The organism is Paracoccaceae bacterium, from assembly GCA_033344815.1.
GTDB lineage: Bacteria > Pseudomonadota > Alphaproteobacteria > Rhodobacterales > Rhodobacteraceae > Roseobacter.
In genome coordinates, this window is record JAWPMR010000001.1 from 3320074 (window position 1) to 3335627 (window position 15554).

Annotated in this window: 12 protein-coding genes; all 12 read right to left on the reverse strand. The window is 62.5% G+C overall.

Annotated elements, in window-relative coordinates; translation table 11 throughout:
• Nucleotides 1-178: 178 nt before the first annotated feature.
• The 12 genes from tssM to tssA are packed head-to-tail and all read right to left on the reverse strand — an operon-like array spanning nucleotide 179 to nucleotide 15491.
• A complete protein-coding gene (gene tssM / locus R8G34_15390; GenBank protein MDW3224239.1) occupies nucleotides 179-3733 on the reverse strand; it encodes a type VI secretion system membrane subunit TssM in 3555 nt (1184 codons plus the stop codon).
• A complete protein-coding gene (icmH, locus tag R8G34_15395; GenBank protein ID MDW3224240.1) occupies nucleotides 3730-5088 on the reverse strand; it encodes a type IVB secretion system protein IcmH/DotU in 1359 nt (452 codons plus the stop codon). Before icmH ends, tssM begins: the two co-directional genes overlap by 4 nt.
• 4 nt (nucleotides 5089-5092) lie before the next feature.
• The gene (gene tssK / locus R8G34_15400) at nucleotides 5093-6427 is read right to left on the reverse strand and encodes a type VI secretion system baseplate subunit TssK (GenBank protein MDW3224241.1); all 1335 of its coding nucleotides are present in this window, start codon (nucleotides 6425-6427) and stop codon (nucleotides 5093-5095) included.
• Between the two features lie 12 nt (nucleotides 6428-6439).
• Complete coding sequence (gene tssJ, locus R8G34_15405) at nucleotides 6440-6877, reverse strand: type VI secretion system lipoprotein TssJ (GenBank protein ID MDW3224242.1); 438 nt, start codon at nucleotides 6875-6877, stop codon at nucleotides 6440-6442.
• Between the two features lie 4 nt (nucleotides 6878-6881).
• Nucleotides 6882-8141, reverse strand: a complete 1260-nt coding sequence (gene tagH / locus R8G34_15410; GenBank protein ID MDW3224243.1) for a type VI secretion system-associated FHA domain protein TagH — start codon at nucleotides 8139-8141, stop codon at nucleotides 6882-6884.
• Nucleotides 8138-9157 carry a type VI secretion system baseplate subunit TssG gene (gene tssG / locus R8G34_15415; GenBank protein MDW3224244.1) on the reverse strand — a complete coding sequence of 340 codons (1020 nt, stop codon included), beginning with the start codon at nucleotides 9155-9157 and terminating at the stop codon, nucleotides 8138-8140. The genes tagH and tssG overlap by 4 nt, the downstream gene beginning before the upstream one ends.
• A complete protein-coding gene (gene tssF, locus R8G34_15420) occupies nucleotides 9154-11034 on the reverse strand; it encodes a type VI secretion system baseplate subunit TssF (protein ID MDW3224245.1) in 1881 nt (626 codons plus the stop codon). The genes tssG and tssF overlap by 4 nt, the downstream gene beginning before the upstream one ends.
• Complete coding sequence (locus R8G34_15425; GenBank protein MDW3224246.1) at nucleotides 11034-11768, reverse strand: GPW/gp25 family protein; 735 nt, start codon at nucleotides 11766-11768, stop codon at nucleotides 11034-11036. The genes tssF and R8G34_15425 overlap by 1 nt, the downstream gene beginning before the upstream one ends.
• A gap of 6 nt (nucleotides 11769-11774) precedes the next feature.
• Entirely contained in the window at nucleotides 11775-12278 is a 504-nt protein-coding gene (locus R8G34_15430) for a type VI secretion system tube protein Hcp (protein ID MDW3224247.1), read from the reverse strand.
• 35 nt (nucleotides 12279-12313) lie between these two features.
• Nucleotides 12314-13819 carry a type VI secretion system contractile sheath large subunit gene (gene tssC / locus R8G34_15435; GenBank protein ID MDW3224248.1) on the reverse strand — a complete coding sequence of 502 codons (1506 nt, stop codon included), beginning with the start codon at nucleotides 13817-13819 and terminating at the stop codon, nucleotides 12314-12316.
• Nucleotides 13819-14352 (reverse strand): type VI secretion system contractile sheath small subunit, encoded by a 534-nt coding sequence (gene tssB, locus R8G34_15440; GenBank protein ID MDW3224249.1) that lies wholly within the window; start codon nucleotides 14350-14352, stop codon nucleotides 13819-13821. The genes tssC and tssB overlap by 1 nt, the downstream gene beginning before the upstream one ends.
• Nucleotides 14349-15491, reverse strand: a complete 1143-nt coding sequence (tssA, locus tag R8G34_15445) for a type VI secretion system protein TssA (GenBank protein MDW3224250.1) — start codon at nucleotides 15489-15491, stop codon at nucleotides 14349-14351. Before tssA ends, tssB begins: the two co-directional genes overlap by 4 nt.
• Between the last annotated feature and the right edge of the window lie 63 nt (nucleotides 15492-15554).

A 15554-nucleotide genomic window follows, 5' to 3' on the forward strand; every position in this document is an offset into this window, starting at 1 on the left:
GATCAGCGCGCACCAGGGGCGCAGCGCCACTTCGCTGAGGTGCAGGCCCCCGGTGGGCAGGTCGAGCGGTAGATGGGCCACGAGCCACCGGTCCCACAGGTCGCGGGCGCGGGGACCCATGCCGCGCGCCACGAAGTCGCCGTGGGCCGGCAATTTACCAAAGACCGCAACGGGGCGCTCAAAACGCGTCGGGGCAGGCAAAACCGTCAAACACCGTGAGATCGAAAGGGTTGATGAGGCTTTGGGCCCGTAACTCCAGAATGGCCCAGTGCGACGGCGTGCTAAGCCGCAGGCGGTAGACGAGTTGGCGGGTCGTCGGCGTGAGGCCCCCGCGCAGCAAGCGCAGGAAGGACCAGTCGCCGGTGAGGGTCTCGTCCTCCTGCTGGAAGCCGTCGAGCGATGTGAAGGCCACGGAGACCACGTCCGAGCGGTTGAGACCGGGCCAGGTGAAGGGCTTGGGCTCGATGAAGGCGTGGCGGTAGATCAGCGGCTCGCCGTCGATCGACAGGGTCATGGAGGCGGCATTGGGCGACATGTCCACGGGTTGCAGGCTGAAGCGCATGATCGGACCCGGCCCCGCGCCCCCTGACCACAGCGCGTTCCGGATCTCGCGCGCCTTGCGGAGCGCATCGAGGGGGGCGGGATCGCGCGTGATGCCCGGTCGCCAGGTCCAGGTGCGATCATCGATGTAATTGGCTATCTCGTTCTTGGTGAAGCTGTCCATGATCCCGTCCGGCCCCAACAGCGTGGCGAAATCCTGGATCGTGGTGTCGTCGCGCGCTCCGGTGTCAAAGGGGAAGCGTCCTTCGGTGAACAGGCGGCAGGTGCCGAGGTAATTCTCCTGCCACCGGTCATTGACACGGGCCAGCACCGCCTCGAGGGCCAGATCGTTGACGTCATCGGCGATCCCCACGACCCAGGTGCTGATCGGATCGGGCAGCTTGTTGGCGGAGGCCACCAGCGCGCCGGTCAAAAGCGAAAGCCCGCCCATCTCATCGAGAGCGCGCCGGGGATCACCGCTGTTGCGGGCGGTCTGAAGCTGGCCCTTGAGTTCGAGCATGGCGGTAACGACCTCGTCGATCTTGGGCGCCTCGGCGTCGACCTCTTCGATGATGCCCCGGATCGGGCGATAGTATAGCGACACGCGCATCCCATCGCCTACAGGCGCCTCCGCGGCGGAAGCGCTGCCGCCGCCGTTCTTGGCGGCGGCCTTGCCCGCCTTGCATGCAAATTTGGCGATCTTGCAAACGGTTTTCATGACCGTCTTGCGGGCTTTGGCTGGCACCACACGCCCGCCTCCGTCGGTGGCAGCAAGATCGGTTTGGTAGGCGATACCGTTGAGCATGGTGACGAAAGCGCCGTTCGCGCTTGAGACGTTTTCAAGCACGGTGATCGCCTGGCCGATGTCGTCGGATGGCAGCGGGATCAGGCGCAGATCGGTGAGCAGGAGGTCCCATTCGGAGATGAAGCGCTGATAATAAAGCTCAAGTACCTCGGCGCGCAGCGTGTCCTCGGAACGCGCCGCACTGTCGGCGCAGGAGGCGAGGAAAAAGGTGCTTTCGGCGGTGTAGCGTTCGACGACGGCGTCTAGGTTGGGCAGGATGGCCTGCCGAAAGGCATCGCGGGTGAAGGCGCCGTCCGTGCCTTCGCGCAGGGTTCGGTTGGAAAAGCGGGAAAAGACCTCATCGGCGCGACCCGCCGCGTTTGCCCGCGGGATCCAGTCCGGCATAGCGGTTACTTCGGGCAGGGCTAGTACCTCGTCTAGCGCCAGTTCCGCCAGCGACAGATTGTTGCAAATTACTTCTTCCGAGAGCGCCACGAGGGGCGCATTAGGGGTCACGGCGGTACGATTGCGCGGAAGGTTGGCAAACACGCGCTCCTGGTGGGCGCGAGCCTCTGGTGTGGGGTCGAGCACCACGGGCGTGACCTTTGACAGTTCGCTGAACCACCAGTTGGCGGCCTCCTCGGGTCCGTGGCTGCCGGTGCGGGTGAGGAATTTGTAGACCTTAAGAGCGCCAAGCTGGAACCTGGGGTCTTGCAGGCGCTCCCACATGGTTTGCTCCAGCAGAGCGACCATGCGCGGTTCGAGCGCGTTCGTGAGCACCCTGTCGTAGTTTGCCGACTGGATGCGCGACAGATCGCCTGCGGCAGAGGGCCCGAGCGCGCCGATGGCGGTGGGGTTCTTGTCGACCGCGGCGTTCGCCACATCCGTGACTGCCGCTAGCGCCACGCCAAAGTCTGGAGCCGCGTCCGAGACGACTTCAGGGAGGATCCCGGCCGAAAGCCGGGGCGTCACCTGAGCGAACGCTTCGCTTTGGGCGGTAAGCGTGCGGGACCAGCTTGCGTAGTTGATCGCAAAAAGCAGCGCCAGCACCACCGTGGCGGTCACGCTCACCCCAGCGACGCCGGCGAATATTGCCTTGCTCCGGCGGATAGAGGCGGCGTCCTGAGTGGCCAGCCCGGCCTCGGGAAAGATCACCCGCGCCATCAGGTCGTGCAGGAAGAAGGATCGCTTTTCGCGCACGGGCGCGGTGGCGTGCGCGGGCGCGGGCAGGCCAAACTCGGCGGCCATGGCGGAAACCATGCGCGTGATAGGCGTGCCCTCCTGCGTGGCCGAGGTCAGATAGATGCCCCGCAGCCACGCGGCCTCGCCCTCACCGGCGGCGCCGATGCGTTCGGCTAGCATGCGGATGGGGCGCACGAGCGTCTCCAGCTGGCCCGGAAAGCGGAACACCCTGGCGCGGCGGGCAGGGTCGGTTTCCGCGCCCAGCATTCCGGGCACGCCTGCGTCAATGCGGGTGAAGAGCGTGCGCAATTCAGCCGCGATGCCGGTGCCATCCATGCGCACGCCCTCGGGGAAGGTCGCACCCCAGACCTGGCGGCGCTCCTCGTCCAAGACCCGGTCCCCGAAGTAGGTGTTGAACCCGGGCACAAGGTCCAGTTTGGTGATCATCAGATAGACCGGCAGGACCACGCCGAGGCGCGCTTGGATCTCATCGAGACGGTTGCGGATGTCGCGCGCGTGGTTGGTGAGGGCCATCTCGTCGCCTAAAAGTTCCTGTACGGATACCGCGACAATCACCCCGTTGAGGGCGCGACGGCCCCGATGTTTCTTAAGAATGTCGAGAAAGCCGAGCCATTCGCCTGCATCGAGGCCCGGATCGCTGCGTTGTTCGACGAGTCGCCCCGCCGTGTCGATCATCACCGCGTTTTCAGTGAAGAACCAGTCGCAGTTGCGAGTGCCGCCGTGACCCTTTAGGTCGTCTTCAGTCTCCACGAGACTGACGAGACCCGCCTGTTTGAGCGCAGTTGTCTTGCCTGTGCCCGGCGGGCCGATGAAGACATACCAAGGGACGGTTTTAAGGTAGGTGCGCGCGGTATTGCGTTTGGAGGCATGCAGTGTGTCGAGCGCACGGCGAAACTTCTCGTTGATCAGGCCCACGCTTTCGGCGACGGGGTCGGAGGGTTCGGGTTCAGGCGGAGCGAGGGTCTTGCGGAATGCCCCTTCTGCTTTGAGCTTGCGGTATTCGCGCAGGAGCACCCAGATCAGGAGCGCCAGAAAGATCCCGATAGCAAGCAACCAGCGCACGATCTCGGCGCCGAGCGGCGCCCAGCCGCCGATTTCGACGAGGTCACCGAACGCAAGGATGCCGTAGAGCAGCAGGCAAAGGCCCATGAAGGTCCAAAAACGGCGACGGAAGGGGAAAAAGAGGAGCGCTTTCAAACGGGTCATTTGGCGATCGTCTTTTGCAGGAGGATTTCGACGCGCCGATTGCGGGCGCGCCCTTCGGAGGTGCCGTTGGTGTCAATGGGATCGGAGGCGCCCTTGCCCTCGGCGATGACGAAATTCTCGGGCAGTCCGTGTTCAAGCAGCAGGTCGCGCACCGTGCCCGCGCGGGCCTCGGACAGGCGCTGGTTGTTTGTGAAGGGGTTCGAGGATTGCACCGGGATCGAGTCTGTGTGTCCCAGCACCGTTACGCGGGCGATGAGAATGTCGTATTCGAGGATCACCTCGGCCACGCGCGCGATGAAGTCCTCGTACGGCGGATTGATGGTGGCTTTGCCCGAGCGGAAAAGCTCGGGGTTGGTGGCTTGCAGAACGAGGCGGGTCGCGAGCGGGTCGTCGGTTGATCGACCCTCGTCGAGCACTGGGGCCAGCGCTTCGGTCTGGAGCACGAATTCCGACAGGAGGTTGATCTCGGGTGTCTCGAAGTTTTCGGGCGGTGGCGTGGCCTCGCGCTCAAGGGAGATGGTGCGCACGATCTCGGCGCGTTTGAGCGGTGGCACAAGCGCGGAGACATCTTCGACCGCAGCTGCCTTGTGCGTGAGGGTGGCGGACAATCCGGCGTGGGTCAGTGTCAGGATGGTGGCGGCGCCCAAAACCATGACCCAAAGCGGCACGGGCGCGCGGCGGGGCGCGTCCGGAACGGTGGCGCCTTCCCACCGGAGAGACAGGCGCGCATCCGCGCGAGGGCCCGCCACCACGCGCCCGATCTCGGCCATCAGGTGCAAAAGCTCAGGCGCGGCGGAGCCGTCAGCCTGGCGGTATTTGCCCAGAAAACCCAGCGTCAGACAGGTATAGGCCAGCGTCAGAAGCTCGGGGTCTCGGTCGGCAAAGCGGCTGAGTTCGGCCAAATCGTCGAAAAACCTGACGCCGGTATCGCCGCCCCGATCCTCAAGCAGAAAGGTGAGGTCTTCATTAGGCCATACGCTGCGGGCGCCCCAGGGCGTGTTGATGGCCAGATCGTCGGCAAGGGCGGCCACCATCCAGGCGGCTTGGCGGGCGCGATGCCCGTCAACTCCAAGCGCCACGGCGCGGTCGCGTCCGCGCAGAATGCGGTCATGAAGCTTGAGCCGCAGCGTTTCGGGATCTGACGGCGGCTCTGCGCGGGACAGGTCGGGAATGACATCGAGCACTTCACCGAAGGCCTCGAAAAAGGGGTTGGTGGTTGGTCGCCGGGTGGGTCCCGTCATCGGCGTCGAGGCGACTGCTCCTGATGCTGCGGGCGGCGGCGTCCCCTGTCCGATGGATCGGATCTTGGTCCGTGAAGCTGAGCGTCGGAGGCCGAGGGGATGGTCGTCGCTCATGGCATCACCTGTAGACTACGTAGCAGTTCAGGCGCGGATCGTCGGGCAGGGTGCCGATGATCCCAAGCGCGAAACCAGGCGGTTTGGCGGCATCGGCCCAGAAATTCGAGGACTGATCAAACTCGAGGCACACTGCCTCGCCGTCGCGCGGCACGTCGCGAGGGTGGCTACGCAATTCCTTAAGGGACACGCCCGGTTTTCGCTGTGCCCAATGGGTCTGAAACTCGGCGGCCCCCGCGATGATTGCGTCGGTAAACCGATGTGCCACCGTCTCGGGCGACATGTCGGACATCACCCGCAGGATGACACTGCCATTGCGCAGCACCTCGGGGTTGTCGAGCCGGATCGCCCAAATGTTGTCACCGCGTTTGGTGGTTTCAAGCTCGGTGTACTTGGGTGTGTGGTGCGCGAGGGAGGCCAGAAGCGGCCGTATGGTATCAAGCAGTGTTGTGAATGCGCCCTGTGGGTGGGCGTGGACGTAATCGGGCAGGGGCCGCATCGACATATCAGCGGTCTCGTAGGTGGCCAGACGCCCCGCCAGTTCGGCCAAATAGCCATAAAGCTCGGACGGGTGCTGGGTGTCCTGTGCGCCGATATGCCGAAGCCGACCAAGGGCTGCATTGGCCAGTTCAAGCTTGAGCAGGCTTTCGTATCCGCCCGCGGTCTGGCCATGCACCGCCTTTGCGTGCACGGCGACCGCCTGCTCGAAACCGACAATTAACTCTCTTATAAGACGCGCATAATTCGGTGTGGCCCCGATGGTAAGCGCGGGCAGGAGGAAAGCGGAATTAAGGCGGATCTCGCCGGTGGCGGAGACCGATTGCACGTCGGCAACCGCTAGGCTGACGCGGCGGTCCATCTCGGCGTCTGGGGCGTCGAGCCGGGGCGCGAGGGTTGCAACCTCGATCTGCTCTGCCGCGCCGGTGTTCACGGTGATGTCGCGCGCCGTGTCATCGAACAGCCCCGCGTAGCGCGCGCCCGAGGTGGCCTCGCCTGCGCGATCGAACACCTTGCTGTCGGCCCGCGCCTCCGGGATCGAGAGCGACACCGTGCCCGTGGCGCTGTCGGCGGTGAAGACTAGGGGCGGGGGGATGGCCGCTGTGCCCGGGATGTCAAAGGGTGTCCCGTCCGGGAAAATGCCGCGTGCGCGGTCGATTGAGATACGGCCCTCGCCAAGGGCAGCGGGGTCAATCTCCAGCGTCTCGAAGCCGAAGGCTGGCGCGCCGCCAACCATCCGCGCGGCGTTGAAAAGCCAGTCTGTATAGCGATCCTGCCGCTGGAAATGCTGCTGTCTGAGAAACATTCCCTCGGACCAGATGACTTTGTGCCATTCCGCCATTGTTGCGTCCCGTCAGTTGAGCACGAGCCCGGAGGGCCCGACGGTGAGGGTGACGTCACTGGTCCTGCCGGATGCAACGGGCAGAACCTGTTGCCGCGCCTTGCCTGCGGGGTCGCGAAAGCCCGCCAACAGCCCGACCGCGGTGGCGCCATCAGCGACGGCAATATCCAGTGCCGCCGTACCGCCCGGTGGTAGGACCAGCGTGTCTTCTTGCAGCAGGTCCGCGCCCAAGGTGCCTGCCGCGTCGCTTTGAAGGGCAGCGAACGGGGCGGATTGGAACGACACGGGCGTGGTGAGGTGATAGACCGCAACTGTGAGTGGGCGGTCACTGCCGTCAGGCCCGGGGTTCATGCCCGCTGCCGCTGTTGCATTGAGGCTGACGACCGTTGGCCCGGGTTTGAGGCAGCCCGCAAGTCCCACAATCAGAAGTACAACGATGATGGTGCGCATGTGTCTATCCCCTTTTGTCACTGTCGTAGACGCGGGCGAATTCCGTCCCCACGCTGCCCAGAAACTTTTGCTCCGCGGCCTCGGACAGGTCTTTGTATTTACTTTTGTACAACTGCCAATGAGTCGAGTCACGGCCACCGGCGGCCGCTCGTTGAAGCCAGCCCTTAGTGTCGGCTTCCTGCTCAAACCGCTCTGGGTTCATATCCGCGATCAGTTTTCGCAGCGCGGCCTCAAGCCCGTTCCAGGTGCTCAGGTTATGCAGTGCCAGATCGCGAAAAGCCTGGTCGATGGCCGTTTTAGGGTCGAGAAAGCCCTCACCTTCGGGGCGGATCAGGGCGGCCAAAGGGCGGTCGGTGCCGGGCAGTGTCTTGAGCGGATTGTTGTCACGGACGCCAACCTGAGTTTTGCGCACGGGTAGGCCATCGCGCTGTTTGTCTCGGGCGCGCAACATGTAGATCAGCCCATCAACGAGGGATCTGTAGCGCTGGCCCAGAGCCTTCATCTGAGCCTCGGCGTCGTCTGTTGGGAAATCCGCAGGATCCAGCCCTGCGCCACATAGAAAGGCGGCGTAGAGATCGTCGGACAAAGGCATGGATGGGGCGACGTCGTGTTCGTGGACCGTCTCTGAAGGCTTTTGGGGCGTGCCTTGTCGTCGTTGCGGATCGGGCGGGGCCCGGCGCTGGATATTGGGAGGCTCGATAACATGACGGCCCTTGGGAAGGTTTGCTACCGGTGGCGCGGCGGGTGTATGCGTGGGTTCGCCCGGGAAAAGGCCGCCTGCATCCAGTCCGCCAGCCGATGGCGGTGGCTTGACCGGTAGTGGTGTAGACTGCGGGCTGTCATCAAGGCCGGGGATCGGATTTGGGGTGGAGGGACTTGTCCGCAGGCCAAGGTCGATGGTTGGCATTGGCGCAGGCTTTTCCTTTGAACCCTGCGCTTCCCCATCTATTTGTTGCGCGATGACTGAAATCACGTAGTCCCCAAGCCCGAGTGTGGTGCCTGGCCCGATCAGAGCGGAGTTGCCGCGCCCGAGGGCTGTCGCGCCACCATTGAGCATCAGCCCATTTGTAGAGGTGTCGGTCACGCAGTAGCCCTCGGAGGTGCTCGTGATCACACAGTGTTGGCCTGAGACAATGCATTCGGGGTCGTCGATCACCCAGTGGCAGTCGATCTCGCGTCCGATGACGACGTCGGTTTCACCGAGCGGTAGCTCGGTCTGGAGTTGCGCTTGGGGCGCGTGGGTCAGGGTGAGCAACAGCGTCATGGGCCAGCCTCGCGGAATGTGGTGCGCACGGCGCGCAGGCACAGATCATCTGCCGGTGCCGCGTCTATGCGCCCCAGCCAGGCGTCGCGTCCTAGTCCAACCTGGCCAAGCCGCGCGGGTGGCACGTCTTCCCCCGCAAGCACCAGGCGCACATCTGCATCGGGACCGCCTCCTATGAGCCGTGAGAGGGCGCGTCTGAGACGATCAAACCGCACCGATCCGGGCAAGAACTGTCGATATTCGCTGAGCTTCATGGGCCCAAGGGTCACTTCAATCCTGTTTTGACGCATGTAGATGCGCGCGCCGGCCACGGTATCGACCCCAAGCCGCCCGCCGACCGGGTGCGCGAGCCGCGATTGCAGGCGGGGCGGCAGGTCCATCCAATTTCCCACAAATTCGCGCACGGTCACGGGCACACCAAAGAGATGCTGCAATCCTGAGGCTAGTTTGCCGGGCCAGGTCTGTTCCTGCGCCATCGAGGTGGCTTGCGTCAGGCACATGGCATCAATGTGCGGATCTCCAGTCCGTCCCTCCGGCAGGCCGAGGCCGGAAATCGCACGCCCCATGCTACCGACTACGCCGGTGCCACCCCGGTCGGCGTCCACCTCTGCGCGGGTGTCGGCCCAGGCGCGGTAGAATAAGCCGATCATACGATGCTGCAGCATGTTGCAGAAATCGAGAAAGCCGGTATCAGCTACAATGTCGCCTGTTTCCTCGTCATACCAGCGGTCGGATTGACGACGTTGCATCCACCAACTCAGGTGCAGCGGCATTGGACCTTCGGGCCCAAAGAGACCAAAGGCGTTCACCGTCAACACCGCGGGCCTCTTCCCGCGCGCGGGTCGCAGATTGTCTATGTCGCCCTTGGCAAAACCTGTCCGCAGGGCCTGGGCCAGGCGGGCGGGCTCGTCGGCCCTATCCCGCGTGCGCCCGTAAACGGCCTTGCCGTCTTCGAGTTGCCGCAGCGCCTGAAAAAAGCTGGTGCCAATGGGCAGGTCTGGAAGATCGTCGTTCATATCGTGCGGCGCACTCCTGGACGCATTGGCCATGCCACGCTTTCGCCGGAGCGGGCGAGAGTTGTGGTGCAGCGCACAAAAGCATTAAGCCCGGCGTAGCGAGAGAAAACCTGGCCCAGCAACGCGCCGAGCAGGAACCGGGACTGGCCCACAAAGACCTGATCGTCGAAGTCGCAGGTCACGTCGGTTACGGTGCCGAAACAGATAGGCCCGTCCAGCGGCAAGCGCTCGGGCGTTTCAGCGGACTGCACGGCAATCAGAGCGCGGGCGTGATCGCGCAGGGTTGAGTCCCCCCGATCCGCATAAATTTGCAGCAGCCCCCGGAGGGGCACTGAGCCTTCGCCTTCCTCGGCCAGAGAGAGAAAGTTCAAAGACAGATGTGCCACCAGGCGCCAGGAGATGTCTTCTAGGACAGTTTCGCTGGCCGCGTTGCGAAGAAGACCTGATTTCAGGGCGGGTATGGGGCGTTTAAGGGCGGAGAGCAGCCGGATCTTGCCCACGGGAAGGCCGCTTTGCGAGGTGAGATTGGGCCGAGGCTCGAGAATGGGCAGATCGCGATTGCTGCACAGCGCCCGAATATCCAATCGGCGCACGCGCCGCCGTGCCTCGCCCATGCGCCGTTGCGACAGGCTGATGCGCACCTCGTCGCCGTTGTAGGTGGATCTGTATTTGCCCTGCGCCTTCTCGCCGGGACCCGGTCTGCGGGGCTGGCGCTCGATCGCGTAGACCGGGCCATCGGCGGCCAGGGCCCCGACAGAGGCTGCGTTGGAGATATGGGTCTCGTCGCCATCGTCGCGTTCGAGGTCCTTGACCGACACAAGGGCATAGATTTCGTAATCGCGCGGGCGGGCCTTGTCGGCAAAAACCACCTTTCCGTTGCCGCGGGTGTCCACATCCACCGTGCTGCACTCACGCTCGAAGAGATTGACGATTGGCGTGGAGAACAGGAGCATGTTGCGCGGCTTGACTGCTGCAATCTGGGGAACCGGGCGGGCGAGAGGAATGAAGATTTCAAGCGTCTGACCTTCGGCGGTTGCACCGCGTATCGCGGGGCCGAGGCCGTCAAGCGTCATGTTGTGAAATCGCTCGGGCAGCACGAAGTATTCGCGCAGCAGCCGGTACCCTTCAAAGCCCGCGCGGGTGCGGGGAAACAGGCTGTCGCAATCGTCGATCCCCTGCATTCCCGCTTTGTCCAGCCGCGTGATCGGACCGTTCCGGGGCCGGGCCAAGGCCCCGCTGCCGTGCCCATGGACCGCGTCAAAGAGCGCACCAGCCATCGGTGCACCCTCGAATGTGAAGGTCAGGGCATCAAGGCTCAGCGCGGCGAGCGGATCTGCGCCCGCCGGCGCAATTTCGATCCTGAGCGCTGCCTCGGCGGTGCCAATCTCGGCGTCGGTCAGCCCGGCCGCTTCCAGGGTGCTTCGGTTGGCGAGGTAGTCGGTGGCCCGGACCTGGATGGGCCAAAGGTGGACGTCCTGCGCGGTTGTATACGTGGCCCGCGTCTGGATGTCGTCCTGAGGGTCGGTGATCAGACGCGTCCCGCGGGAGACGTGGTAGCCGTCGAACATGCCCATCACCTGGTCGCCTGGTTCCATGACGATGCGCCCCACCGACGGCGTCGGCGCCGCGAGGTCGGGATAGAGCATCTCGAGAATATCGCGGCTCAACCGCGCCTGTTCGGTGTCGATCTTCAGCCGCGTTCGCGCGGCGAGAAAAGCCACACCCTCAAGCAGACGCTCGACATAAGGGTCGGGACAGGGGGTTTCCTTGAGCGACAGGTGCCGGGCGATCTGTCCGTTCATGTCGGCAAAATCGGCGGCGAGGTGCCGCAAATAGGTCAGATCATCGTTGTAGTATTCGAGAAACAGGCGATCCATCAGGCGTCATCCATACGCGCCGAGGTCTTGGCTGTGTTGAAATCGATCTCCGCAATCAGGCTCAGATGCTCGGGCGCGGGGGATAGGCGCACTTCGCCACTGATTAAAACCTCGACCCCTGAGCGCGTTGCGGTCCGTCTGGGGCGGCGCACTTCAACCCGCAACTTGTCCGGCGCGAGGCGTGGCTCGAACGTTAAGAGCGCGTCGCGCAGTTCCTTTTCCATCTGGTTCAGGTCCAGCGACCGGCGGTGCCGCCCGACCAGCGGCACGATGCCGTAGTTCACCACACTCGTCTGGACTTCGGGAAAGTCCGAGAGGTCGCGCACAAGGTCCGGGCGATTGCGCATTTCCTCTTCTGTGAGTGCCAGTTTGCAGTCATAGCGGGCCGTGTTCATCAGCGCCTCGATATCGCGCCGGACCGCTTCGACGACATTTCGCACGGATACCACGATCCCGGTGCGTTCCAGAACCCGCATTTTGCGTTCCGCCTCGCCGAGTGCCTTGAGATGGCGTTGCTGGTCCTTGGACAGGACGGCCGTTTCCGAGAAAGGCGCAGAGCCTGACAACAGGCGTTTGAGCTTGTTTTGCCCAATTTCGGTTTCGAGCTCAGCCTGCAGGTTGCGGACCTCAAGGCCAAGTCCGGGCAGATCATTCTTGAGACGATCCCAAAGCGTCGGCTGCGCCGCCGCTTCGGTCGCTTCGAGCCCCGTGTCAGAGCTTTGCGGGTCAGGCATCTAGCATCACGGCCGGTTGTTGGGATCGAGGAAGTGCTCGAACTCCAGGGACTCGCCTTCTTTCGGGCTGCGTTTCGGTGCAGTGTAGGTATAAAGAATGCTTTCTGCCGTGAGCGCAACGCGCTCGACAACCCGTGTCGGGCTATCGGGGCTGCCGTCGTTCATCTGGCTGAACTCCACGACCTTCACCACGTTCATATCGAGCGTCAAGTAGTCAACTTCCTCTTCTTCATCTTCGAAGGAAAGCATGATCTTTGCGGTGTCAAAGGTCATGTTCAGCGACAACGCCTTCATGATGTTGATCGATGCGAGACAGTTGTACTTGATGAGCGTCACATCATGGGTCAGAACCTGGCCCGTGACCGCATCGCCCTGAGCCTGGCGCTCGCGCTTGCGTGTCATTCCCGAGCCATATCCGATGATGGTGAACATATCTTCGCGGTCGCTGCCCCGCGCCTCTCCCGGAACATCTCCCGGGTCGCCCAGCTGGGCGTATCCTACAATTGGCATGATCTACGTCCTTCCCGATAATTTACATTGAGCCGTCACCCACGTTTTGACGGCAGGGTCGAAACAAGGCTGAGTTTTGATTTCAGGCCTTCTAGAAAAAAGAGCGGTCGGAGTGAAAATTTCGCGTCGTAATAGCCAGGGCGCCCTTCTACGCTGGAAACCTCGACCTCGGCTTCGGCGAGAGGCGCACGGGCCTTTTCGGCGTCGGTGGCCAAGGGGGGTGCCACGTAAAGGCTGATCCACTTCTGCAGAAACTCCTGCATGTCGGAGCGTTCCTTGAAGGTGCCCACCTTGTCGCGTGCGATAGCCTTGAGGTAGTGCGCAAACCGGGTCACGGGCATAAGGTACGCGATATTTGCGGACAGCCTGATATTTGAGGCCGCTTCCATGTCTGCGTACTGCCCGGCCAGCTTTTCTGCGTTCTGCAGGGACATTATCCCGAGAAATGCGGCGTTGTCGGTGTGTTTTCGATGCAGAAGCGGGATCATGCCCAAGGCGGACAGTTCGCCCTCGCGCTCGTCGTCGATGGCCACCTCGGTGGGGCATTTCATGCCGATACCGCCGTCATCGGTCGAAAAGGCGTGCACCGGAAGATCGATAACCGTGCCACCGCCTTCGACGCCGCGGATCTGAGTTGCGAAGCCATTTTCGTTTTGGCTGCGGTTGATGTTCACGCCCAAGGCATAGGCCGCATTCATCCAAACGTAATTCTCGTGCTGGCCCTCGATCTCTTCGTTGAAGCGGAAGCCTTTGACACGCCCGTCTTCCTCCGAATACGGCAGGCGGCTCAAAACACGCGGCATAGTTAGGCCGATGTACTTGGCCTCGTCCTTTTCGCGGAAGCCATTCCATGTTGCATATGCCGCGTTCGAGACGATTTTCTCCAGATCCTGCGGATTTGGCAATTCTTCCCAGGTATTCATGCGGAAAAGCTTTGGTCCTGCGGCTGCGAAGAACGGCGCGTGGGCGGAGGCAGAGACCTTGGCCATATTGCGCAAAAGTTGCACGTCAGTCGCGTTGTGGTCGAATTCATAATCGCCCAGGATGCAGCCGTAGGGCTCGCCCCCGAATTGGGAGTATTCCTCAGTATAGAGTTTACGGAAAATCGGCGAAGTCATATACTCGTTCTCGCCCTCGAAATCCGCGAGCGTTTCGCCTAGTTCTTCCTTTTTGATCGACATCACGCGGATCTTGAGTTTCTCACTCGTGGATGTGTTCTTCACCAGATAGTTGAGGCCGCGCCATGCCCCTTCGAGTCTGGTGATTTCGGGGGCGTGCAGAACCTCGTTCATCTGGGCGGTCAAAAGCGTGTCGATGCCTGCGATCAGTTCCTTGACTGCCTTTTTGGCGTTGCTTGAAACGGCGGATTTGCCGCTTTCATCCATGGCCAGCCTGGCCAGCGTGCCAAGCATCTTCTGAAAGCTTGCTTTTTCAGCGTCATCCAGGCGGAACGCCTCTTCGAGCTGGCCGGTGTACTCGGAAAAGTCGAGCGTCTGCTCCGCGCCGCCGGCCTGTTCTTCGAGCTTTGCGTCATCAGCCATCAGTTGTCTCCCTTCGGCGCATCATCGCCGCCAGCGGCGGGCACGGTCTCCATGATTTTGGAAAGCATCGGTTTGTTCTTGAGGAGCGACGCGATTTCCTTCTCCGCATCAGCTTTGCCGTCCATCAAGCCCAGAAGGTCTTCGAGGTCCTGACGCATTTTGAGAAGGCTCTTAAGTTCGGGGATCTGCTTGGCCATCTCATCCGGCGTGAAATCGGACATCGATTTGAACTTCAGATCAAAGCTGAGCGTCCGATCTTCGCTGTCCTCCTCGCCTTCGTCGAGCGGCAGGACGTTCTTCACATCGCCTTTTGCGCGCGGCTCGATCGCCTGCATGAGCTTTGGTAGTTCTTCGGCATCCGTAACCTTGAAGTCGCGCTGTGCCACTGGCCGCGTGGCGTATTCGGTCTTGCTTTCCCCTGCGAGATCGGACATCACGCCCATAACAAAAGGCAATTCCACCAGTTTGGTCGCGCCGTTGACGTCAACCTCATATTCGACCTTGATGCGGGCCTTTGAATTCTTCCGTGTCATGATATCTTCCCTTTGCTGTCAACGCTTGGCCCGATAATGGCGTTGAAGTCCTTCAAACCGCCCGGGGCCATGTCCTCCAAGAGTTCAACGAACGTTTTGTTGACCGCGTTTCGCGTCCGTTGCGCGAGCACGGGCACCGGGCTTGCAGGTTCGGTGCGTTTGTAGAAATCGATGATCCGGTCGAGCGCGTCGATCACGTCATCGCGGGACGCGATGGTGCCCTGCGCGGATTGAGCGGCAACCGGCTGTGCCTGGGTTGCTAAGTCGGCCGTGTGGCTTTGGTCCGAGGCATCTGGCACTGTGGCGGGCGTTGGTGACGCTGCCGCGGGTTTGATGCCGTCAATAGTGGCATTCATCCCCCGCAAAATGCGCCCAAGCTCCGGGATTGCGAAGATGGGCCCCTTTTCGCCCAGTTTTTCAGTCATCACCGTCTCCAGCGCATCGAGCGCCACGGCCGCATCGGTGGCATCTTTCTTCAGAGCCGCAAACTTCTCGGCATTGTCCCGGGCTAAGCCGCGCAAGGCGTCTTTCACGCGTTTAATCAACTGTGTTTGTGTGTGTATGACAGCCTGCCGGTCTTTGTCCCCGGCAAGCTCAGGCAGGCCGTCCGCCGCTTGCTGCGGGCTGAGCATTGCGCGCGACAGATCCTCGCCCGTAATTTCATCGTCGCCAGGCTGCGCAAGAAACGTGCGGTGCTTGAGCGGGCCGACGAGCCCGCTGGTGCGCCCATCCAACTGGCGCAGGGCGGTCATGCGGCGCCGCGCGGCATCTTCAACCGGCTGATTGGCGCGCAGGACGGGATAGGCCGTATCCCAAAAATCGCGGCAGGTGTCGCGCAGTAGGAGCAAGCCGTCGCGGAGTCCCGCAAGGCCACGAAGCTCAAACATCGCACGGGTGACGATCACCAAAAGGCGCAAATCCTTGCCGGATTCCGCGAGGGCCTCTGCCTTTTCCAGGACTGTTGCCCAATCGGGAGGTCGGGTGATGGAGTCGGAGACGTTGTTGAGGTCGTCCGTGACGACGTCGACGACCGGTTGGCACAAGCGTTCGATTTCGTCAAATCGCGGGTCCTCACGCAATTCGACGCCAGCGGGATTGTCACCCTGCACGGGCTCTAGCCACTTGCGCGGTTCGAACAAATCACATCCCCCGAAAATTCTTTAACAACAATTAATGATACAACCGCAGGTACCACCGCGCAA